This window comes from Streptomyces gottesmaniae (assembly GCF_031845845.1).
Lineage (GTDB): Bacteria > Actinomycetota > Actinomycetes > Streptomycetales > Streptomycetaceae > Streptomyces > Streptomyces akebiae.
Map to the genome: position 1 here is coordinate 70,667 of NZ_JAVRFJ010000015.1, position 18,841 is coordinate 89,507.

General features: G+C 70.6%; 19 protein-coding genes, 1 tRNA gene and 1 pseudogene. 3 read left to right on the forward strand and 18 right to left on the reverse strand.

What is annotated here, in order from left to right; translation table 11 throughout:
* Positions 1-28 precede the first annotated feature (28 nt).
* From RM704_RS18585 to RM704_RS18600, 4 genes are all read right to left on the reverse strand, one after another.
* Complete coding sequence (locus RM704_RS18585) at positions 29-1,018, reverse strand: NAD(P)-dependent alcohol dehydrogenase (RefSeq protein WP_033529544.1); 990 nt, start codon at positions 1,016-1,018, stop codon at positions 29-31.
* Between the two features lie 150 nt (positions 1,019-1,168).
* Positions 1,169-1,819 (reverse strand): TetR/AcrR family transcriptional regulator, encoded by a 651-nt coding sequence (locus tag RM704_RS18590; RefSeq protein WP_311590858.1) that lies wholly within the window; start codon positions 1,817-1,819, stop codon positions 1,169-1,171.
* 597 nt (positions 1,820-2,416) lie between these two features.
* Positions 2,417-3,526, reverse strand: a complete 1,110-nt coding sequence (locus RM704_RS18595; protein WP_052146243.1) for a sensor histidine kinase — start codon at positions 3,524-3,526, stop codon at positions 2,417-2,419.
* 10 nt (positions 3,527-3,536) lie between these two features.
* Positions 3,537-4,232, reverse strand: coding sequence for a response regulator transcription factor (locus tag RM704_RS18600; protein WP_033529546.1), 696 nt, complete (start codon positions 4,230-4,232; stop codon positions 3,537-3,539).
* Between the two features lie 86 nt (positions 4,233-4,318).
* On the opposite strand from RM704_RS18600, the gene RM704_RS18605 reads away from it, so the two are divergent.
* Positions 4,319-5,434, forward strand: a complete 1,116-nt coding sequence (locus RM704_RS18605) for an endonuclease/exonuclease/phosphatase family protein (protein ID WP_078937273.1) — start codon at positions 4,319-4,321, stop codon at positions 5,432-5,434.
* Between the two features lie 111 nt (positions 5,435-5,545).
* Here RM704_RS18605 and RM704_RS18610 read toward each other — a convergent pair whose 3' ends face one another.
* The 5 genes from RM704_RS18610 to RM704_RS18630 all read right to left on the reverse strand — a co-directional run bounded on the left by RM704_RS18610 (position 5,546) and on the right by RM704_RS18630 (position 10,257).
* Positions 5,546-6,733 (reverse strand): ABC transporter ATP-binding protein, encoded by a 1,188-nt coding sequence (locus RM704_RS18610; RefSeq protein ID WP_033529547.1) that lies wholly within the window; start codon positions 6,731-6,733, stop codon positions 5,546-5,548.
* Positions 6,734-6,758: 25 nt separating this feature from the next.
* Complete coding sequence (locus RM704_RS18615) at positions 6,759-7,592, reverse strand: carbohydrate ABC transporter permease (RefSeq protein WP_033529548.1); 834 nt, start codon at positions 7,590-7,592, stop codon at positions 6,759-6,761.
* Positions 7,592-8,551 carry a carbohydrate ABC transporter permease gene (locus RM704_RS18620; RefSeq protein WP_033529549.1) on the reverse strand — a complete coding sequence of 320 codons (960 nt, stop codon included), beginning with the start codon at positions 8,549-8,551 and terminating at the stop codon, positions 7,592-7,594. Before RM704_RS18620 ends, RM704_RS18615 begins: the two co-directional genes overlap by 1 nt.
* Positions 8,552-8,633: 82 nt before the next feature.
* Positions 8,634-9,860 carry an ABC transporter substrate-binding protein gene (locus tag RM704_RS18625; protein ID WP_311590862.1) on the reverse strand — a complete coding sequence of 409 codons (1,227 nt, stop codon included), beginning with the start codon at positions 9,858-9,860 and terminating at the stop codon, positions 8,634-8,636.
* Between the two features lie 323 nt (positions 9,861-10,183).
* A tRNA-Pro gene (locus tag RM704_RS18630) sits at positions 10,184-10,257 on the reverse strand.
* A 162-nt stretch (positions 10,258-10,419) separates the two neighbouring features.
* On the opposite strand from RM704_RS18630, the gene RM704_RS18635 reads away from it, so the two are divergent.
* A complete protein-coding gene (locus RM704_RS18635) occupies positions 10,420-11,109 on the forward strand; it encodes a thiamine pyrophosphate-binding protein (protein WP_033529550.1) in 690 nt (229 codons plus the stop codon).
* 47 nt (positions 11,110-11,156) lie between these two features.
* A pseudogene (locus RM704_RS18640) lies at positions 11,157-12,063 on the forward strand (transketolase family protein).
* Positions 12,064-12,085: 22 nt separating this feature from the next.
* On the opposite strand, the gene RM704_RS18645 reads toward RM704_RS18640, so the two are convergent.
* From RM704_RS18645 to RM704_RS18685, 9 genes are all read right to left on the reverse strand, one after another.
* Positions 12,086-12,445 (reverse strand): MmcQ/YjbR family DNA-binding protein, encoded by a 360-nt coding sequence (locus RM704_RS18645; RefSeq protein WP_033529551.1) that lies wholly within the window; start codon positions 12,443-12,445, stop codon positions 12,086-12,088.
* Positions 12,446-12,508: 63 nt separating this feature from the next.
* Positions 12,509-13,060: a GNAT family N-acetyltransferase gene (locus RM704_RS18650; protein ID WP_033529552.1), complete on the reverse strand. Its 552-nt coding sequence runs from the start codon at positions 13,058-13,060 to the stop codon at positions 12,509-12,511.
* The gene (locus RM704_RS18655; RefSeq protein ID WP_033529553.1) at positions 13,057-13,641 is read right to left on the reverse strand and encodes a helix-turn-helix domain-containing protein; all 585 of its coding nucleotides are present in this window, start codon (positions 13,639-13,641) and stop codon (positions 13,057-13,059) included. Before RM704_RS18655 ends, RM704_RS18650 begins: the two co-directional genes overlap by 4 nt.
* Positions 13,642-13,651: 10 nt before the next feature.
* A complete protein-coding gene (locus RM704_RS18660; RefSeq protein WP_052146245.1) occupies positions 13,652-14,593 on the reverse strand; it encodes a LysR family transcriptional regulator in 942 nt (313 codons plus the stop codon).
* A 77-nt stretch (positions 14,594-14,670) separates the two neighbouring features.
* Positions 14,671-15,870 (reverse strand): glycine C-acetyltransferase, encoded by a 1,200-nt coding sequence (locus tag RM704_RS18665; RefSeq protein ID WP_033529554.1) that lies wholly within the window; start codon positions 15,868-15,870, stop codon positions 14,671-14,673.
* Between the two features lie 127 nt (positions 15,871-15,997).
* Positions 15,998-17,026, reverse strand: coding sequence for an L-threonine 3-dehydrogenase (gene tdh / locus RM704_RS18670; protein WP_033529555.1), 1,029 nt, complete (start codon positions 17,024-17,026; stop codon positions 15,998-16,000).
* Positions 17,027-17,338: 312 nt separating this feature from the next.
* Positions 17,339-17,896 (reverse strand): GAF domain-containing protein, encoded by a 558-nt coding sequence (locus RM704_RS18675; protein WP_033529556.1) that lies wholly within the window; start codon positions 17,894-17,896, stop codon positions 17,339-17,341.
* The gene (locus RM704_RS18680) at positions 17,893-18,492 is read right to left on the reverse strand and encodes a GTP-binding protein (protein WP_033529557.1); all 600 of its coding nucleotides are present in this window, start codon (positions 18,490-18,492) and stop codon (positions 17,893-17,895) included. The genes RM704_RS18675 and RM704_RS18680 overlap by 4 nt, the downstream gene beginning before the upstream one ends.
* Complete coding sequence (locus tag RM704_RS18685; RefSeq protein WP_033529558.1) at positions 18,470-18,841, reverse strand: DUF742 domain-containing protein; 372 nt, start codon at positions 18,839-18,841, stop codon at positions 18,470-18,472. Before RM704_RS18685 ends, RM704_RS18680 begins: the two co-directional genes overlap by 23 nt.

An 18,841-nucleotide genomic window follows, 5' to 3' on the forward strand; every position in this document is an offset into this window, starting at 1 on the left:
GTGCCCCGGACGGCGAGCGAGGCGCCGCTCACCGCACGGTGATCACCGCCTTTCCCCGGGCGTGGCCCCGCTCCATGTGGCGTACGCCCTCGGCCGTGTCCGCCAGGGGGTAGGTCCGGTCGACCACCGGGGTGAGTTCGCCGGACTCGATGAGGGCGGCGACGGCGAGCAGGTCGTCGTGGGTCGGTCCGGACGGGGGCGAGGGCAGGATCGGGCGGAGCCGTCGGCGGGTGACCAGGTCGGCCGCGGCCAGTCGCGCCATGGAACCCATCGCCCCGAACACCCGGCCGGGCGAGCCGCCGCCGTTGGCCAGCAGCGTCCCCGCCGGCGTGAGCGCCCGGCGCAGTCGCCGCAGCGGACGGTTGCCCACGTTGTCGAGGATCACGTCGTAGCACGTACGCCCTGCGGTGAAGTCCTCCCGGGCGTAGTCGACGGCGTGCGCGGCGCCCAGGGAGCGCACGAGATCGACGCTGCGGGCGCTGCACACGCCGGTCACCTCGGCGCCCAGGGCCACGGCGATCTGTACGGCGAACGTGCCCACGCCGCCGCCCGCCCCGTTGACCAGTACCCGCTGCCCGGCTTTCACCCGCCCCACGGTCCGGATTCCGCGCAGGGCGGTCACCGCCGCCACCGGCACAGCCGCGGCCTGCTCGAACGTGAGGTTCGCGGGCTTGCGCACCAGCAGATCCGCAGTGGTGCACGCGAACTCCGCGAACGAACCCGGGCAGAAGCCCATGACCTCGTCCCCGGGCCGCAGCCCCCGCACCTCGGCACCGACCGCCTCGACCTCGCCCGCCGCGTCGATCCCTGCGACCCGGGTCTTCGGCCGGGTCAGCCCCACGACTCCCGACAGCCGCGCCACGTACGGGTCGCCGCGCATCATGTGCCAGTCGTACGGATTGAGCGCGGCGGCGCGTATCCGTACGGACACCTGGTCGGCTCCGACCTCCGGACGGTCGATGTCCGTCAGCCGCAGGATGTCCGGCGGACCGAACCGCTCCTGCACGATCGCCTTCATCGCCCTCCCCCTCACTTCGTGGCCCCCGGTGTACGGCGTACACCTTCTTGGAGGCAAGGTAGGTGTACGCCGTACACCCGTCAAGGGGCGCGGCTCGGTGGGGGCGTTGGGTTCCGGGGGTTCAGGCAGTCGCCGACGGATCGGCGCGGGTCAGGGCGCGCGGAGGAGCCGCTCCAGGCCGTCCAGCGTCAGGTCCAGGGCGAACTCGAACTCGAACTGGTCGTCACAGCCCGAGCCGACGACCGAATCACGGTCGTGGGCGACCGCCATGGCCAGCGCGGTGATGTGCGGGTAGCGCGCGGCCATCTCCTCGGGCGACAGGGCGTCCGGGTCGGGCGCACGGCCGGCGGAGTCCGAGAACAGCTCCTGGGAGAAGCCCAGCAGGCGGCTGCCCATGACATGCATCGCGTGATGCGTCAGATCGAGCGAGAAGCCCCCGGCCCGGAAGATCCCGATCATCGAGTCCAGGTACTCCATGACCGCGGGTGTCGGGGCGGTCCGCGCCTTGATGCGCGACTCGATGACCTCGGGCGCCCACGGGTGGCGCAGCAGCATACGGCGGGCGGAGAGAACCCGTCCGCGGACGGCGGTTCTCCAGTCGGCGTCGGCGACCGGCGGGTCGATCTCGCCGACGAGGGCGTCGATCATGCCGTCCAGCAACTCGTTCTTGTTCGCCACGTGCTTGTAGAGCGCCATGGGCACGACGCCGAGCGCCTGCGCGATCTTGCGCATGCTCAGCGCGTCGACTCCACCCTCGTCGGCCAGGGCGACGGCGGCAGCCAGAACACGCCCTCTGCTCAAGGGCGTTCGCGACTCCCCGACGGGGCCCGCCTGCGTGCTCGTCTCCACGATCCCCTCTCGTACGGTGCGCTCACCGTCCGAAGTCGACCACCTTCCCGTCGCCGACGGTACAGCGTCCCCCGATGCCACCGAAGCCGCCGGAGCCGCGCCGGAACACACCCTCATGACATCAACCGATGATCGCACCATCGAGCCCGTGGCCGAATCCGCTCACTCTCCGGCGGGATTTCCACTGATGCTTGTCGGATGCCGCACCCATCCAGGCCGAGCTGGTCGGGAGGCCGGGCCCGGCCGGCCGACATCGGCCACACCCTGGCCCACCGCCGCCGAACGCGCGGGCCGAGTGAACACCGCCTCGAACCCCGACACCGGCGGACTGCTGGGTCTTCCCCGGCATGGGCCCGCGGGGTGGGCGATGGGACGCCGGCGGGTCGCTGACCGAGGAACTCGCCGCCGACGAGCGCAGTCCCGCATGACCGGGACCTGGCTCGCCCAGCCCCCAACTTCGCCCTCCACATCGGGCTGGCCGCGCTCTGTCTGACGGACCGTGCCCGGGACCTTGCCCGGCCCCGGTCCCGTGTACCGCCACTGCCGCGTTCATCGACCGGGGTGCGACGCGCAGGTCGCGGGCAGTTCCACGGTGACGCTGATCCCGCCGACGGGGCGCGGCGTGACAGTGAGGGTTCCGTCGTGTGCGTCGGCGATGGTCTTGACGATGGCCAGGCCGAGGCCGACGCCGGCGTGGTCGGTGTGTACGCGTTCCGTGCCGCGCCGGAACGGTTCGGCGAGGGTCGAGGCCAGTTGGGCGGTCAGCTTCTCGCCGGTGTTCTCGACCGTGAGCACGACGGTCTTGGGATGGACGTCGGGGTTCACTCCGGTGTTCACCCACACCGCGCCCTGGTCGGGCAGGTTGTGGACGATCGCGTTGTGCACGAGGTTCGTGGTCAGCTGCAGCAGGAGCGCCGGTGATCCGTTCGTGAACGCGATGTCCCCGCCGGTCTCGATGGTGACGCCGTGCTTCTCCGCGAGGGGCAGTAGCGTCTCGGTGGCTTCTTCGGCCATGAGGGACAGGTCGACGTGCTCCCGGGTGAAGGAGCGCCGCTCGGCGCGGCTGACCAGCAGCAGTGCCTCGGTGAGGTCGATCGCTCGGGCGTTGACGCTGTGCAGGCGTTCGATGAGTGCGCCGGTGTCGTGGTTCGGATCGGTGCGGGCCACGTCGAGCAGCGCCTTCGAGATCGCCAGGGGGGTGCGCAACTCGTGAGAGGCGTTGGCAGCGAACCTCCGTTGTTCGGCGATGTGCGCTTCGAGCCCGGCGAGCATCGTGTCGAAGGCGTCGGCGAGTTCGCGGAACTCGTCCTCGCGGCCCGGAAGCCGGATCCGGTGGGAGAGTGATCCGTTCGTGGCCATGCGGGTGGCGTGGGTGATGCGGGACAGGGGGGCGAGCATGCGACCGGCGAGGATCCACCCTCCCAGGAGCCCGAACACCAGCAGGAACGCCAGTACCGCGGCCGCCTTCGGGGCGAAGACGTCCAGGAGGGCGGACCGGACGGGAAAGACGCCGTGCCCCGGCTGGTCATCGGGGTTGATGAGCATCGCCCGGTCGGGGACGTACCGCAGCAGGAACACCCACACCGCCGCGAGCAGCAGGACACCGGCGAGCATGAGGAACCCGGCGTAACTGAGGGTGAGCCTGACGCGAACGCTCAATCCAGGTGGCCTATCCACGTCCGTCTCCCTCCCGTCCGGCCTCAGGCCGGGTGTCGATGCGGTAGCCGACACCCGGCACGGTGGCGATGATCCAGGGTTCGCCGAGCCGCTTGCGCAGGGCGGAGACGGTGATGCGCACGGCGTTGGTGAACGGGTCGGCGTTCTCGTCCCACGCGCGCTCCAGGAGTTCCTCGGCGCTGACCACACCGCCTTCGGCGGCGACGAGGACTTCGAGGACGGCGAACTGCTTCCTGGTCAGCGCGACGTAGCGGCCGTCGCGGTAGACCTCTCTGCGGAACGCGTCCAGGCGCAGACCCGCGATCTCCCGCACGGGTGGCCTGCTGTGGGCGCGCCTGCGGTCGAGGGCTCGGAGACGGAGCGCGAGTTCCTGGAGTTCGAACGGCTTCGTGAGGTAGTCGTCGGCTCCGAGCGCGAACCCGGAGACCTTGTCGTCGAGCCGGTCGGCCGCGGTGAGCATGAGGATGGGCATCCCGCTGCCGGAGGCGACGAGGTGTTCGGCGATCTCGTCACCGGAAGGTCCGGGGACGTCACGGTCGAGGACGGCGATGTCGTAGGTGTTGACGCTCAGCAGTTCCAGAGCGGTGTCGCCGTCACCGGCGATGTCGGCCGCGATCGCTTCCAGGCGCAGACCGTCGCGGATGGCCTCCGCCAGGTACGGTTCGTCCTCCACCACCAAGACACGCATGCTCCGAGGCTACGAGCCCACGCGTATCGACGGCGTATCGAGAACCGCATACGTGCCGGCAACACCGCGCCGCCTTGGCTGGCCCCATGACGCGAACAGTGACCGGCGATGAGCGAGGACGGACGACGGCGCGGGTGGGCACGGCGGAGACCCGACAGGGCGACGCCGGACGCCCCGACCCCGCCTCCGGTACCCGGCGCGCGGGCATCCGCCGGGCGCTCCGCATCGCCTCCCGGCCCGAGCACTGGAGGCGCGGCCCGGTCCTGGCGTCGTCGGCGCTCCTGCTGGGCCTGATCATGCTGCTCCACGCGGAGATCCCGAACCGGATCGGGAACGTCGGCAGCCTGGTGGAGACCCTCCTGCCGTGGTTCGGCCTGTTCATCCCGGTGCTGCTGGCCGCGTCGCTCCGGCGCCGCTCGGCCTCCGCGGTGGCCGCGCTGCTGCTGCCGCTCACGGTGTGGCTGAACCTCTTCGGCGGGCTGCTCGGTGACAAGTCCCAGCCGGGCGGCGACCTCACCCTGGTCAGCCACAACGTCGGCGCCGACAACCCCGACCCGGTCGGCACCGCCCGCGCCCTGGCCGCCTCCGGCGCGCAGGTGCTGGCCCTGGAGGAGCTGACCGAGCAGGCCAGGGGCACGTACGAGAAGGAACTGGCGAAGGCGTACCCGCACCACACCGTGCAGGGGACGGTCGGGCTGTGGAGCAAGCTGCCCCTGTCGGACACCCGGCCGGTCGACATCGCGCAGGACGTCGGGCCGCTGGCGGACTCCAAGCCGGTCGACGTCAAACTGGCGTACAACCGGGCACTGCGCACCACGGTGGCCACGGACCAGGGACCACTGGCGGTGTACGTCGCCCACCTGGGGTCCGTACGGCTGAACCCCAGGGCGGGCTTCTGGACGGAGTCGCGGGACAGGAACGCACAGGCGCTCGGCGAGGCCGTCGCCGCCGAGCGGAACGAACGGGTGGTGCTGCTCGGCGACCTGAACGGCACGATGGACGACCGGGCGTTCGACGCCATCACCTCGCAGTTGCGCTCGGCGCAGACCGCCGCCGGGGACGGCTTCGGCTTCAGCTGGCCGGCGAGGTTCCCGGTGGCGCGCATCGACCAGATCCTGGTCCGCGGTGTGCAGCCGCGGAGCTCATGGGTCCTCCCCGCGACCGGCAGCGATCACCTGCCGGTCGCGGCCCGGATCAGCTGATGAAGGAGGGAGGCGGCCGTGTGGAACCCGACCGGCGGACGACTCGCGAAGGGGCTGTATCCGATCTCTCTCCGGCACGGGGATGCGCATCGCGCCCCGTGCCGTGCGTCGTCAGTCCGCTCTCATCGGATGCGTGAGGTTCGCTCCGGTCCCCGGGTCGAACACGTGGGCCTTGGCCATGTCGACCCGCAGTTCCACCGGTTCGCCCTCGCGGGCCCGTGTGGCGGCGTCCAGGCGGGCCACGATGTGCTGGGTGTCGGTGCCGGTGTCGCGCAGGCCCGAGTCCTTGGCGAGCTCCTCCAGTTCGGTGGTCGTCGCGGGCCCTCCCTCCGCGGTGAAGTAGACGTACGCATCGGAGCCCAGCGACTCCAGTACCTCCACGGTGACGGTGAGGACCGGGCCCGTGCGGGCCCCCTCGTGTGACAGGGCCGCGTCCTCGAACGCCTCCGGTCGCAGCCCGACGATGACCTCGCGGGGCGCGTTCTGGCGTTCCAGCGCCTGCCTCGTGCGGTCGTCGAGGGTGAGGTCGCCGAGGGACGAGCGCAGGGCACCGGCCTCCAGGGTGGCGTTCAGGAAGTTCATCGCCGGGGAGCCGATGAAGCCCGCGACGAAGAGGTTGCGCGGCAGGTCGTACAGCTCGGCCGGTGTGCCGATCTGCTGGACCAGGCCCTGTCTCATGACCACGACGCGGTCGCCGAGCGTCATCGCCTCGGTCTGGTCGTGGGTGACGTACACGGTGGTCGTGCCGAGGCGCCGCTGCAGCCGGGAGATCTGGGTGCGCATCTGCACCCGGAGTTTGGCGTCCAGGTTGGACAGCGGCTCGTCCATCAGGAACGCCTTCGGATCACGGACGATTGCCCGTCCCATGGCCACCCGCTGGCGCTGACCGCCCGAGAGGTTGGCGGGCTTGCGGTCCAGGTGCTCGGTGAGGTCGAGGATCCGGGCGGCGTCCGTCACCTTGGCGTCGATGGTGGCCTTGTCCACCTTGGCCAGGCGCAGCGGGAAGCCCATGTTCTCCCGGACGTTCATGTGCGGGTACAGGGCGTAGCTCTGGAACACCATGGCGACGTCGCGCTCCTTGGGAGCCAGGTCGTTGACGACTCGGCCACCGATGCGCAGGGTGCCCTCGGTGATGTCCTCAAGTCCGGCGATCATGTTCAGCGTGGTGGACTTGCCGCATCCCGACGGGCCGACCAGGATCACGAACTCGCCGTCGGCGATGGCGAGGTCCACGTCCTTCACGGCGAGCGCCCCGTCGGGAAAGCGCTTGGTGACTCCCTCGAGGATGATCTCGGCCATGGTGGTGCCTCCTTGCCTTCCCCGTTCAGCCCTTGACTGCCCCGGAGGTCAGTCCGGCGACGATCCGCCGCTGGAAGAGCAGGACGAAAACGATGATCGGGATGGTGATCACCACGGCGGCGGCGGCGATCGACCCTGTGGGCTGCTGGAACTGGGAGCTGCCGGTGAAGAACGCGATCGCCGCGGGCACGGTGCGCGCGGACTCGGTGGACGTCAGCGAGATCGCGAACAGGAAGTCGTTCCAGCAGAAGATGAACACGAGAATGGCCGTGGTGAACACGCCCGGTGCGGCCAGCGGCACGATGACCAGCCGGAAGGCCTGCGCGGGCGTCGCCCCGTCGACCTTGGCGGCCTTCTCCAGGTCCCAGGGGATCTCCCGGAAGAACGCCGACAGGGTGTAGATCGCGAGCGGCAGGGAGAAGGTCATGTACGGGATGATCAGCCCGATCCAGGTGTCGAAGATCCCGATGATCCGCTCGATGTTGAACAGCGGTGACACCAGGGAGATCGGCGGGAACATGGCGATCAGCAGTGACATGCCGATGAGGACCCGCTTGCCGGGGAACCGCAGCCGGGCCACCGCGTAGGCGGCCATGGTGCCCAGCGCCACGGCGATCACCGTGGCGATCAGCGCGATGCCGATCGAGTTGATCAGCGCCCGGGTGAACTCGGCGGTCTCGAAGATTCCTCGGTAGTTCTCCCAGGTCCAGTCCGTGGGGATGTAGTTGCCGTCCGTCAGGGTGCTGGGGTCCTTGAACGACAGCGCGGCGATCCACCACACCGGGAACAGGGCGTACAGCACGACCACCACGTTCAGGACGCCCCATCGGGTGGCGTGCGTCTTGCCCACGGCGGCCATCAGCGCTTCACCTCCGCACCGGGTGCTGCGGTGCCGAACAGTTTGACGAAGGTGAAGGCGATGATCCCGACGCAGATGAAGATCAGGACCGAGATCGCCGACCCGATGCCCAGGTTCAGCGCGGTGAACAGGTTGTCGTACCCGAGGATCGACACGGATCCGGTGCCCTGGGCGCCCGCGGTCAGGATGTAGATGTTGTCGAAGATCCGGAACGCGTCCAGGGTGCGGAAGAGCAGTGCCACCAGGATGGCCGGTTTCATCAGCGGCAGCATGACCTTGGTGAAGCGCTGCCAGGCAGTGGCACCGTCCACCATGGCTGCCTTCAGCGTCTCCTCGGGGACGAGCGCGAGGCCCGCGAGCAGCAGCAGGGCCATGAACGGCGTCGTCTTCCACACCTCGGCGAGGATGATCAGCCAGAGGGCGGGCCACTGCTCGGTCAGCGGGGCCTCCCCGCTGGGCAACAGCTCGGCGAGGTAGCCGAGTTCCGGGGTCCAGGCGTACTGCCAGGAGAAGGCGGCGACCACGGTGACGATCCCGTACGGAACGAGGACCGACGTGCGGACGACGCCGCGCCAGAAGATCGTGCGGTGCATCACCAGGGCGAGCCCCATGCCGAGGACCAGTTCGATCGCCACGGACACCGCGGTGATGAACAGCGTGACCCAGAAGGCGTCCCACCAGAACGGGGAGGACAGCACCGCGCCGTAGTTGCTCAGACCCACGAACTCCGCCCGTCCGGGAAAGCGCAGGTCGTACCGCTGGAGGGACAGATAGACGGCGTACCCGATGGGGTAGGCGGTCACGGCGATCATGACGACGACGGCGGGCGCGCAGAGCAGCCAGCCGAGCCGCCGCTCCTGCCGGGCGCCCGCCGAGAGTTCCGCCCGGTCCGGCCCCGCCTGCTCCGTCCGCGCTTCCGGGGGCGGTGGGGTTCCGGCGGGTCGCGCCCGCGTGCTCATCGCGGGCCGCCCGGGGACGAGGCCCGCGCGCCGGGGCGCCGGGCGACGCAGTGGCGCGGGAGGTGGTGCTTCACGGGATGGTTCACGGGATCACACCCTCGGATCGCAGGGCATCGTCGATCTGCTCGCCGATGGTGTCGACGGAGCTCTCCGGTTCGATCCCGGACGGCGGGGACAGCGTGTGGGAGACCGCGATCGACACGTTCTGGTAGACCGGGGTGATCGGGCGCACGCTCGCCGACTCCAGGGCGGCCAGAACGTCCTTGGAGAACGGGTACTCCTTCATGAACGCGGGCTCGTCGTACAGGGCGCGCAGGGTGGGCGGCAGACCGCCCTCCAGCGCGGCGCTGAGCTGGTTCTCCCGGTTGCGCAGGCACAGTGCCGCCTCGAAGGCCAGGTCGGGGTGGCGCGAGTAGGCGCTCACCGCCAGATCGATGCCGCCGATGGTGGGCCGCGCGGGGCGGTTCGGATCGACCCGGGGGTACGGCGCCCAGCGGAAGTTCTTGAACAGCTCGGGGTTGTTCGCCTTCATCGACGGATAGACGAACGGGTAGTTGAGCTCGAACGCCGCCGTCCCCGACTCCATGGCGAGCCGGTTCTGGTCCTCCATCTGGTTGGGCAGGGAGGGGTCGGCCGCCGGGGACCTCGCCAGATCGCGCATGATTCCGGCGGCCCGCACAGCTGGCCGGCCGAGAGAGGGCTCGGTCGCGTTCGCGTTGAGGATGGAACCGCCGGCACTGTTGATCAGCGTGTTGAACCAGACGGTCAGGCCCTCGTACTGGGCGCCCTGGATCTCCACGAAGTGCGGCTTGCCCTGCCGGGCGAGGGCGCCGGCCATTTCCAGCATCTCGGCCCAGGTCCTGGGCGGGGTGGGCACCAGGTCCTTGCGGTACCACAGGAGTTGGGTGTTGGTGTTGTACGGGACGGCGTACAGCTTGCCCTTCCAGGTGGAGGTCCGCAGCGGTACGCGCAGGGTGCCCTCGACGGCCTGCCGCTTCGCCGCCCCCGTCCATTCCCGGATCCAGCGCGCCTCGGCGAACTCCGCCGCCCAGGTGACGTCCAGGCCCAGGATGTCGAGCGAGTCGTCCTCGGCGGCGAGTCTGCGGACGAGCTGCTGGCGCTGGCCGTCCGCGGCGCGAGGGAGCTTGTTGTAGCTGATCGAGTAGCGACCGCCCGACGCCTGGCTGCACCGGTCGGCCGCCTTCTGCAGCGCCCCGGAGTCGTCCGGGAAGTTGTACCAGTTGAGGGTGGGCCTGCCGGAGCCCTCGTCACCGCCGCAAGCGGCGAGCACCGACGCCAGCAACGGCATCACGGCGAACGCCCGCAGCCATCGCGTTGCTCCGCGACGTCCCTTCTGACCTGAAACCGGCCGGCAGCCGCACCTCGCGTGCACGCGCTCCACACCTCGTTTCCGGACGGTGGCACGGGACTGGGATCTCGCAGCTCTCGCTCCCGGCGAACACTAAAGTCCACATAAGGGACGATCAAGCACATAAGGCGTGATCAAGCTGATGAATCACCCGATCGCCCGGCGGTACACCCCGTGACGGTCGACCCCGATCCGGCCCAAAAACGATCAAGGGCCGGTTTCGGATTTCTCCGAAACCGGCCCTCATCTGCGACTTTCTCAAGTCGGGACGACAGGATTTGAACCTGCGACCCCTTGACCCCCAGTCAAGTGCGCTACCAAGCTGCGCCACGTCCCGATGCCCGTCTGACCTGGGGTTTCCCCTGGTTGAACGCGCACGGAAACAATACCGCACTCGGGCCGGTGGTCGCGCACGCGTTTATCGGGGCGCGGCGGGAACGCAAGGCCTCCGACGCCACCCCTTGACCTGAAGCTTGGTTGAGGTTGCAGGCTCTCCCCCATGACGACGACGTACGGATTCACGGAGCTGCCCGAGCTGATGGGCCTGATGACGGGCGCGGAGAAGCACGGACCGGCGGCCACGTCCACGCTGGACGTGCTGTGGGTGCTCTACGACCGGGTGTTACGGGTGGAGCCCGGGCGATCGGAGGACCCGGAGCGGGATCGGTTCCTGCTGTCGAAGGGACACGGGCCGATGGCGTACTACGCGGTGCTCGCGGCGAAGGGCTTCGTGCCGGTCGAGTGGCTGCCCGGCTTCGGCTCGTACGACTCGCCGCTCGGCCACCACCCGGACCGGGTGCTGGTGCCGGGTGCGGAGATCGGCAGCGGATCGCTCGGGCACGGCCTGCCGATCGCGGTCGGGACGGCGCTCGGGCTGCGGGCCCAGGGGCGGGTCGACCCGGCGGTATGGGTGCTGATCGGGGACGCGGAGCTGGACGAGGGCAGCAATCACGAGGCGATCGCGTACGCCGGTCCCGCCGGGCTCGACCGGCTGCACACCGTCGTGATCGACAACTCCTCGGCCAGTCATGCGCTGCCGGGCGGGATCGCCGCGCGGTTCGAGGTGGCGGGCTGGTCCGCCGAGACCGTGGACGGGCGCGACCACGAGGCCTTGCACGCCGCCTTCACCGCGCCGCACCCGGGGCGGCCGCGGGTCGTGGTGGCCCGTGCGGAGCCGAAGAACGCCTGACCCCCGCCGGAAGCCCGCGCAACCACCTTGAAAGGACGAAAGACTTCATGGACACCATGCGTGACCGTTTCGCACCCGTCGTCTCCGGCATGCTCGACGCGGATCCCCGGGTCGCGGTGGTCCTCGCCGAGATCGGCCGGGACGGCTTCGTGGAAGCGACGCGCCGCCATCCGGACCGGGTGATCAACGTCGGCATCCGGGAGCAACTGCTGATCGGCGCGGGCGCGGGCCTGGCGCTGGCCGGGATGCGGCCCGTGGTGCACACCTTCGCGAGCTTCCTCGTGGAACGGCCCTTCGAGCAGGTGAAGCTGGATCTGGGGCACCAGAACGTGGGTGCGGTGCTGGTCAGCGCCGCCGCGTCCTACGACTGGCCCGCCGGCGGCTTCACCCACATGGCACCCGGCGACGTGGCCGTCCTGGACACACTGGACGGGTGGACCGTCCATGTGCCGGGGCACCCCGACGAGGCCGAGACGCTGCTCCGGCACGCGGTCGGCGCGGGCGAGGGCAAGGACGACAAGGTGTACGTGCGACTGTCCGCGCAGTCCAACGAGCAGGCACGGGGCGGTGGACGGACAGCGGTTCCTCACCGTGCGGGAGGGGCGCCGCGGGGTGGTCGTCGCCGTGGGGCCCATGCTCGACGCCGTCCTCGCGGCCACCGAGGGGCTCGACGTGACCGTGCTGTACGCATCGACCGTACGTCCGTTCGACTCTGCCGCGTTGCGCCGGGCCACCGACTCGGCCGGCGCGGACGTCGTCCTCGTCGAGCCCTTCCTGGCGGGCACGTCGACTGCTGCCGCCAATGACGCGCTCCTCCATGTGCCGCACCGGGTGCTCGGGCTGGGGGTGGGCCGACGAGAGCTGCGGCGCTACGGGCAGCTCGGGGAGCATGTGGCCGCGCACGGGTTGGACGCGGCCTCGTTGCGGGAGCGGATCACGGGCTTCCTGCGGTAGCGGCACGCCGGGCCGGGGCTCCTCAGCCGTCGGCGGGGAGCCCCAACTCGGGGTAGGCGTCGAGGAGTTCGGTCGGTGCCGCCTGACGCCAGGAGTCGGCGAGGACGTCGCGCAGCTCGGCCTCGTCCTCCAGGGCGGAGAGCCGCACCCGCACCCAGGCGAACCCTGCCTCGTGGTCGGCGATCCAGAACTTGCCGGGCTCGGCGAGGACCAACTCGTCCCGCTCCACCTTGGGGCAGCGCACGGCCATGGACGTCTCGTCCTCCGGCAGCGTCGCGAACATCTTCCCCGCCACCCGGAAGGTGGGCATGTTCCAGGCGACCTTCTCCGTACTGTCGGGCAGGGAGAGGGCGACACGTCGTACGTCTTCTGCATCGGGCATGCAACGCACGGTAGCGGTGACCACTGACAATCACCGAGGGGCCCAGGGCCCCTCACCAGTTCGTCAGGCGGAGATCCCGGCTTCGGCCCCAGCCCCGACTCCCACCCGCTTGTAGTAGATCGACGTAGGCCGCAGCCTCCCGTGCGGGTCCGTCGCGTAGTCGGGGATCGTTCCGATGCGGGTCCAGCCGGCCCCGCCGTAGAGGCGCTCGGCGGGGCTGTCGGTCTCGGTGTCCAGGTGGAGCAGGGTGACGCCCGCGTCGGCGGCGGCGCCCTCGGCGGTCGCGAGGAGCGCGCGGCCGAGACCCCGGCCCCGGGCGGCCCGGTGCACCATCAGCTTGACGAGTTCGGCGCGGTGGCCGCTGTTGGGCTTGTCCGGGAGGGCCAGGCCGACCGTGCCGACCACTCGGCCGTCGTCGCGCGCCACCCACACGACGAGCGCGCCCGCCGACACCGCATCGACGCGCCGCTGCCACCAGTCGACGGCCGCCGCACGGTCGAGCGGCGCAAGAAAGCCGACCGACGCCCCGCCGTCCACGGTGTCCACCAGCAGATCCGCCAACTCGTCGATCAGGGCCCGGAGTCGGGCGCCGTCGAGGCGCGTGATCACGCTCATGGCCGCACCACCACCAGTGCGTACCGCACGTCCTCGGGCCCCGGGCATCGGAACCGCGTCGCCCCCCACACCCGCATCCGCAGACAGTCCCCGGTGGCCAGCCGGTGTTCGACGTCCCGGTCGGTGACCCGGAGGGTGCCGTCCAGGACCCAGATGTGCTGTTCGAGGCCGGGCACGGGCGGTCCGTCGTAGGCGATGTCGGCGCCCGCCGTGAGCCGTCCCTCCACGAGCTCGCCGCGCAGCCCGGCCGTCGGCGGCGACACGGACCGCCGTACGAATCCGGACGCGCCGTCCGCCCAGACGGACTGCTCCGCCGCGCGCACGACGGAGACCGGCTCGGACTCGACCTCGCTGAGCAGCTGGGACATCGTCCTGCCGTACACCTGGCAGAGGCGGTTCAGCAGAGCCGCCGTGGGGCTGGTCTCCGCACGCTCGGCCCGCGAGAGCGTCGAACGGCTGACACCGCTGCGGTCCGCCAACTCCCCGAGAGACCAACCCTGTTCGGCCCGAAGTTCGGATAGGCGGGCGGCCAGACGGAGGTCTACCTGGTCCGGTCCCGGCCCTTCTTCAACGCTTCCCATATTAGAGATGTTATCCCGAATACGGGAAGCGCTGGGTGCGTGAGGTGCCGTCCTGCTCGGCCGCTTCCCCCAGCGCCTCCAGCACCGGCCGGATCAGCGGGTGCCCCTCCGCACCACGGCGCACTGCGGCGAAGACCCGGCGCGTGGGGGCCACGCCGTCGACGGGGCGTACGACGACGCCCGTGAGGTCCGTGCCGCGCAGCGCCGAGCGGGGCACGAGGGCGACGCCCGCGTCGGCGGAGGCGAGGGCGACCACGGCACGGAAGTCGTCGGAGGAGTGTTCGAGACGCGGCTGGAAGCCGGCGTTCTCGCAGGCCAGGACGACGACGTCATGGCAGGGGTTGCCGGGATAGGGGCCGATCCAGGGGTCCTTGGCCAGTTCGGCGAGCGGCACCTCGGCCGAGTCGGCGAGGCGGTGGCTGACGGGCACGACCGCGTCGAACGGCTCGGCGTACAGCGCGACATGGGTGAGGCGGGGGTCGTCGGCGGCCGGCGCGCCCCGGTACTCGACGGCCACCGCGATGTCGACCTGTCGGTCCAGGACCATCGGCAGGCTCGCGTCGCCCTCGGCGTCCTGGACGCGGAGGCGGATGCCGGGCGCGGACTCGGCCAGGCGGGCCAGCGCGGGTGCCACGACCTGGGCGATACCGGTGGCGAAGGAGGCGACCGTGACGGTGCCGGCCTCGCCCGAGCTGTACGCGGCCAGCTCAGCCGCCGCCAGTTCCAGCCGGGCGAGGACCGCGTTGGTGTGGCCGAGCAGGATCTCGCCCGCCGGAGTCAGCCGTACGCCCTTCGCGCCCCGCTCGACCAGACGGTGCCCGGTCTCCTGTTCCAGGGCGGTGAGCTGCTGGGAGACGGCGGAGGGGGTGAGATACAGCGCGGCGGCAGCCGCCGTCACCGTGCGGTGGTCGGCCACCGCACGCAGGATGTGGAGCCGCCGTGCTTCGATCATGGGATCGATTCTCTCAAATGCCCGCTTTCCCCCCGAGCCGCGCGCTTCGGGCCTCCGCCTCTGCCGAACCGCTCCGTTCAGCGCTCCAGCTCGGCCCGCGCCGCCACGAACGCGTCCACCGCCCGGTGCACGTCCGCCGTCGAGTGCGCGGCGGAGAGCTGGACGCGGATGCGGGCCTGGCCCTGCGGGACGACCGGGTAGGAGAAGCCGATCACATAGACGCCGCGTTCCAGGAGCAGTTCGGCCAGGCGGCCCGCCTTCGCCGCGTCGCCGATCATGACGGGCGCGATGGGGTGGTCACCGGGGAGGATGTCGAAGCCCGCCTCGGTCATGCGCCCGCGGAACAGCGCCGTGTTCTCGGCGAGGCGGACACGCAGGTCGTCGGCCGACTCCAGGAGGTCGAGCACCTTCAGGGAGGCCGCCGCGATCACCGGGGCGAGGGTGTTCGAGAAGAGGTACGGGCGGGAGCGCTGGCGCAGCAGGGCGACGATCTCGGCGCGGGCGGCGACGTAGCCGCCGGACGCGCCGCCGAGGGCCTTGCCGAGGGTGCCGGTGATGATGTCGACGCGGTCCATGACGCCGTGCAGCTCGGGGGTGCCGCGGCCGCCGGGGCCGGTGAAGCCGACGGCGTGGGAGTCGTCGACCATGACCATGGCGTCGTGACGGTCGGCGAGGTCGCAGATCTCGCGGAGCGGGGCCACGTAGCCGTCCATGGAGAAGACGCCGTCGGTGACGATCAGCTTCCGGCGGGCACCGCCCTCGGCGGCCTCCTTCAACTGCCGTTCCAGGTCGGCCAGATCGCGGTTGGCGTAGCGGAAGCGGCGGGCCTTGGACAGCCGGATGCCGTCGATGATGGAGGCGTGGTTGAGGGCGTCGGAGATCACCGCGTCCTCGGGGCCGAGCAGGGTCTCGAAGACGCCGCCGTTGGCGTCGAAGCAGGAGGAGTAGAGGATCGTGTCCTCCTGGCCGAGGAACGCCGACAGCCGCGCCTCCAGTTCCTTGTGGACCTCCTGGGTGCCGCAGATGAAGCGGACGGAGGCCATGCCGTAGCCCCAGCGGTCGAGGGCCTCGTGGGCGGCGGCGATCACCTCGGGGTGGTCGGCGAGGCCGAGGTAGTTGTTGGCGCAGAAGTTGAGGACCTCACCGGGACGGCCCCCGGCGGTGACCGCGACGGTCGCCGACTGCGGGCTGCCGATGACCCGCTCGGGCTTGTGCAGTCCGGCGGCCCGGATCTCGTCGAGGGTGGCGCGCAGGTCGTCGCGCACGGAGTCGAACATCAGGGAGCTCCTAGGGTGCGATGAAGAGCGAGTGAGCCGAAAGGGACACACCTGTGGCGAGAGGGGCGAGCATGATCGGCCTCGCGACACTGGCTTTGGCGCCCCGGGAGGCGAGCCGAGCCAAGACTCAGACAGACCAGTCGAGGATGACCTTGCCGCCGCTGCCGCTCGCCGCGTCCGCGAACGCCGCCTCGTGGTCGCGGTAGCCGTACCGGCCGGTGATGACGGGGGCCAGGTCGAGGCCGCCCTCCAGGAGCACCGTCATCGCGTACCAGGTCTCGAACATCTCTCGGCCGTAGATCCCCTTGATGGTGATCATGGACGTGACGACGCGGGACCAGTCGACGGCGAACTCCTCCGACGGCAGCCCGAGCATGGCGATCCGGCCGCCGTGCGTCATGTTGGCGATCATGTCGCGCATCGCGGCGGGGTTGCCGGACATCTCCAGGCCTATGTCGAAGCCCTCCCGCAGACCGAGGGTCCGCTGCCCGTCGGCGATGGTCGACTCCCGCACGTCGAGCGCGAGGCTGACCCCGATCTTGCGGGCGAGTTCCAGCCGGTCCTCGCTGACGTCCGTGACCACGACATGCCGGGCGCCGGCGTGCCGGGCGACGGCGGCGGCCATCAGGCCGATGGGGCCCGCCCCGGTGATCAGAACGTCCTCACCGACCAGCGGGAAGGAGAGCGCGGTGTGCACGGCGTTGCCGAACGGGTCGAAGATCGCGGCCACATCGAGGTCGACGGGGACGCGGTGCACCCAGACGTTGCTCGCGGGCAGGGCCACGTACTCGGCGAAGGCGCCGTCGCGTCCGACGCCGAGGCCGACGGTGGCACGGCACAGGTGGCGGCGGCCGGCGAGACAGTTACGGCACTTTCCGCACACGAGGTGGCCCTCGCCGCTGACGCGGTCGCCGACCTGGATCTCTGTGACGGCACGGCCGGTCTCCACGACCTCGCCGACGAACTCGTGGCCGGCCACGAGCGGGGTGCGGATGGTCTGCCGGGCCCAACCGTCCCAGGACCGGATGTGCAGGTCGGTGCCGCAGATCCCGGTCCGCAGGACCTTGATCAGCACGTCACCGGGGCCGATCTCGGGCTCCGGGACGTCGACGAGCCACAACCCGGGCTCCGCCTTCTCCTTGACCAGCGCTTTCAACGCTACGGCTCCTGTGGGTGCGCCCCCGGCGCGGTCCATGACGAGCGGTCCATGACGAGCGGTCCATGACGAACAGGCCCGTACCGGGGAGAGAGGTGGGATCGCCGATCAATCTGCCGCACGCCGGCACCCCGGGTCCATCGAGGTTTTCTTAACCTCCGCCGCAGCTTTCCTTCACACCCCCACCGCGCCCGGCACCGCGGAGTAGAACGATGTGCTCATGACCAACGAGCCCGAGGAGCGCCCAGGACCTGGATCGCCGACGAGTAGCCTCATCCGCGATCCGCCATGAAGTGCCACCCGCTTCGCAGGTCACGGGAACGCCTCCCGCCCCTCGATCCGGGCGGCCAGTTCCGCGGCCATCGACTTGATGGTCTCCAGTCCCGCCCTGCCCCAGGGGCGCGGCTGCACGTCCATGACGCAGACCGTGCCGAGGGCGATGCCCGTGCGGTCGAGGAGAGGCGCCCCGAGATAGGAGCGAATGCCGTGGTCGTCGACGACGGGGTTGCCGGCGAACTTCGGGTATTCACGCACGTCTTCGAGGACGAGCCCTTTGCGGCGGACCACCACATAGGGGCAGAACCCGTGGTCACGGGCGAGGTGACGATCGGCCCCGAGGACCGTGGTGTCCGCCGTGGGCTGCGCCGACACATGCAGGCCGGCGAAGAACTGCCGTTCCTCGTCGATGAAGTTGACCGTCGCGTACGGCACCGCGGCGACCTCTGCGAGCCGGTCCGCGAAGGCGTCGAAGGCCGGTTCGGCGTACTCGCCGAGCCCCAGCAGCCGCAGCCGCCGCACGCGCTCGGGAGCGTCCCGGTCCTCAGGGGTGAGCAGCAGCCGGCCGACCGGACGCGGCGGGTCGTACGTCACGTGTGGGCTCCGTGGCTCGGCAGCTGCGCCGGGGTGTGGGCGAGGAGGTGCCGGACGAGGGTGAGCAGGGTCTGGACGCCCGAACTGGAGATACGGGCGTCGCAGCAGACGACGGGGATCTCCGGGTCGAGGTCCAGGGCCGCGCGCACCTCGTCGGCGTCGTAGCGGAAGGAGCCGTCGAACTCGTTGATGGCGACGATGAAGCCGAGGCCGCGCTGTTCGAAGAAGTCGACGGCGGCGAAGCAGTCCTCCAGGCGGCGCGTGTCGGCGAGGATGACCGCGCCGAGGGCGCCCTCGGAGAGTTCGTCCCACATGAACCAGAACCGCTGCTGTCCGGGGGTGCCGAACAGGTAGAGCACATGGCGCGGATCCAGGGTGATGCGACCGAAGTCCATCGCGACGGTCGTCTCGACCTTGTTCTCGATGCCGTCGAGATTGTCGGTGGCGGCGCTCACGGTGGTGAGCAGTTCCTCCGTGCTCAGCGGCGCGATCTCGCTCACCGCGCCGACGAAGGTCGTCTTGCCGACCCCGAACCCTCCCGCCACCAGGATCTTGAGTGCGGTGGGGAAGGGGTCAGAGCTGTCGTCGTAGTCCATCGAGCACTGCCTCCAGAAGAGACCGGTCTGTCGGGTTGTGGTGGAAAACCGGGGGCTTGGTGGTGAGGGCTCCGCAGTCGACGAGGTCGGACAGCAGCACCTTGGTGACCGTCGCCGGCAACTTGAGGTGCGCGGCGATCTCGGCGACCGAGACGGGTGCCCGGCACAGGTCGAGTGCGGTCGCGTGCTCGGGGCCCAGATAGCCGAGGGGGGTCGCCCCGGTGGCCATCACCTGTGAGAGGAGATCGAGCGCGGTGGTCGGCCGGGTCCGGCCGTTGATGACGGTGTAGGGGCGCACGAGACGCCCGGCGGCGTCGTCGTACAGGGGTCCGTCGCCGGCCTCGGGCAC

Excerpts from the sequence above, each read along its gene's own strand:
- RM704_RS18585 (WP_033529544.1), bottom strand. The coding sequence starts at position 1,018 with ATGAAGGCGATCGTGCAGGAGCGGTTCGGTCCGCCGGACATCCTGCGG.
- RM704_RS18600 (WP_033529546.1), bottom strand. The coding sequence starts at position 4,232 with ATGCGTGTCTTGGTGGTGGAGGACGAACCGTACCTGGCGGAGGCCATC.
- RM704_RS18605 (WP_078937273.1), top strand. The coding sequence starts at position 4,319 with ATGACGCGAACAGTGACCGGCGATGAGCGAGGACGGACGACGGCGCGG.
- RM704_RS18610 (WP_033529547.1), bottom strand. The coding sequence starts at position 6,733 with ATGGCCGAGATCATCCTCGAGGGAGTCACCAAGCGCTTTCCCGACGGG.
- RM704_RS18615 (WP_033529548.1), bottom strand. The coding sequence starts at position 7,592 with ATGGCCGCCGTGGGCAAGACGCACGCCACCCGATGGGGCGTCCTGAAC.
- RM704_RS18620 (WP_033529549.1), bottom strand. The coding sequence starts at position 8,551 with ATGAGCACGCGGGCGCGACCCGCCGGAACCCCACCGCCCCCGGAAGCG.
- RM704_RS18625 (WP_311590862.1), bottom strand. The coding sequence starts at position 9,860 with ATGCCGTTGCTGGCGTCGGTGCTCGCCGCTTGCGGCGGTGACGAGGGC.
- RM704_RS18635 (WP_033529550.1), top strand. The coding sequence starts at position 10,420 with ATGACGACGACGTACGGATTCACGGAGCTGCCCGAGCTGATGGGCCTG.
- RM704_RS18645 (WP_033529551.1), bottom strand. The coding sequence starts at position 12,445 with ATGCCCGATGCAGAAGACGTACGACGTGTCGCCCTCTCCCTGCCCGAC.
- RM704_RS18650 (WP_033529552.1), bottom strand. The coding sequence starts at position 13,060 with ATGAGCGTGATCACGCGCCTCGACGGCGCCCGACTCCGGGCCCTGATC.
- RM704_RS18655 (WP_033529553.1), bottom strand. The coding sequence starts at position 13,641 with ATGGGAAGCGTTGAAGAAGGGCCGGGACCGGACCAGGTAGACCTCCGT.
- RM704_RS18660 (WP_052146245.1), bottom strand. The coding sequence starts at position 14,593 with ATGATCGAAGCACGGCGGCTCCACATCCTGCGTGCGGTGGCCGACCAC.
- RM704_RS18665 (WP_033529554.1), bottom strand. The coding sequence starts at position 15,870 with ATGTTCGACTCCGTGCGCGACGACCTGCGCGCCACCCTCGACGAGATC.
- RM704_RS18680 (WP_033529557.1), bottom strand. The coding sequence starts at position 18,492 with ATGGACTACGACGACAGCTCTGACCCCTTCCCCACCGCACTCAAGATC.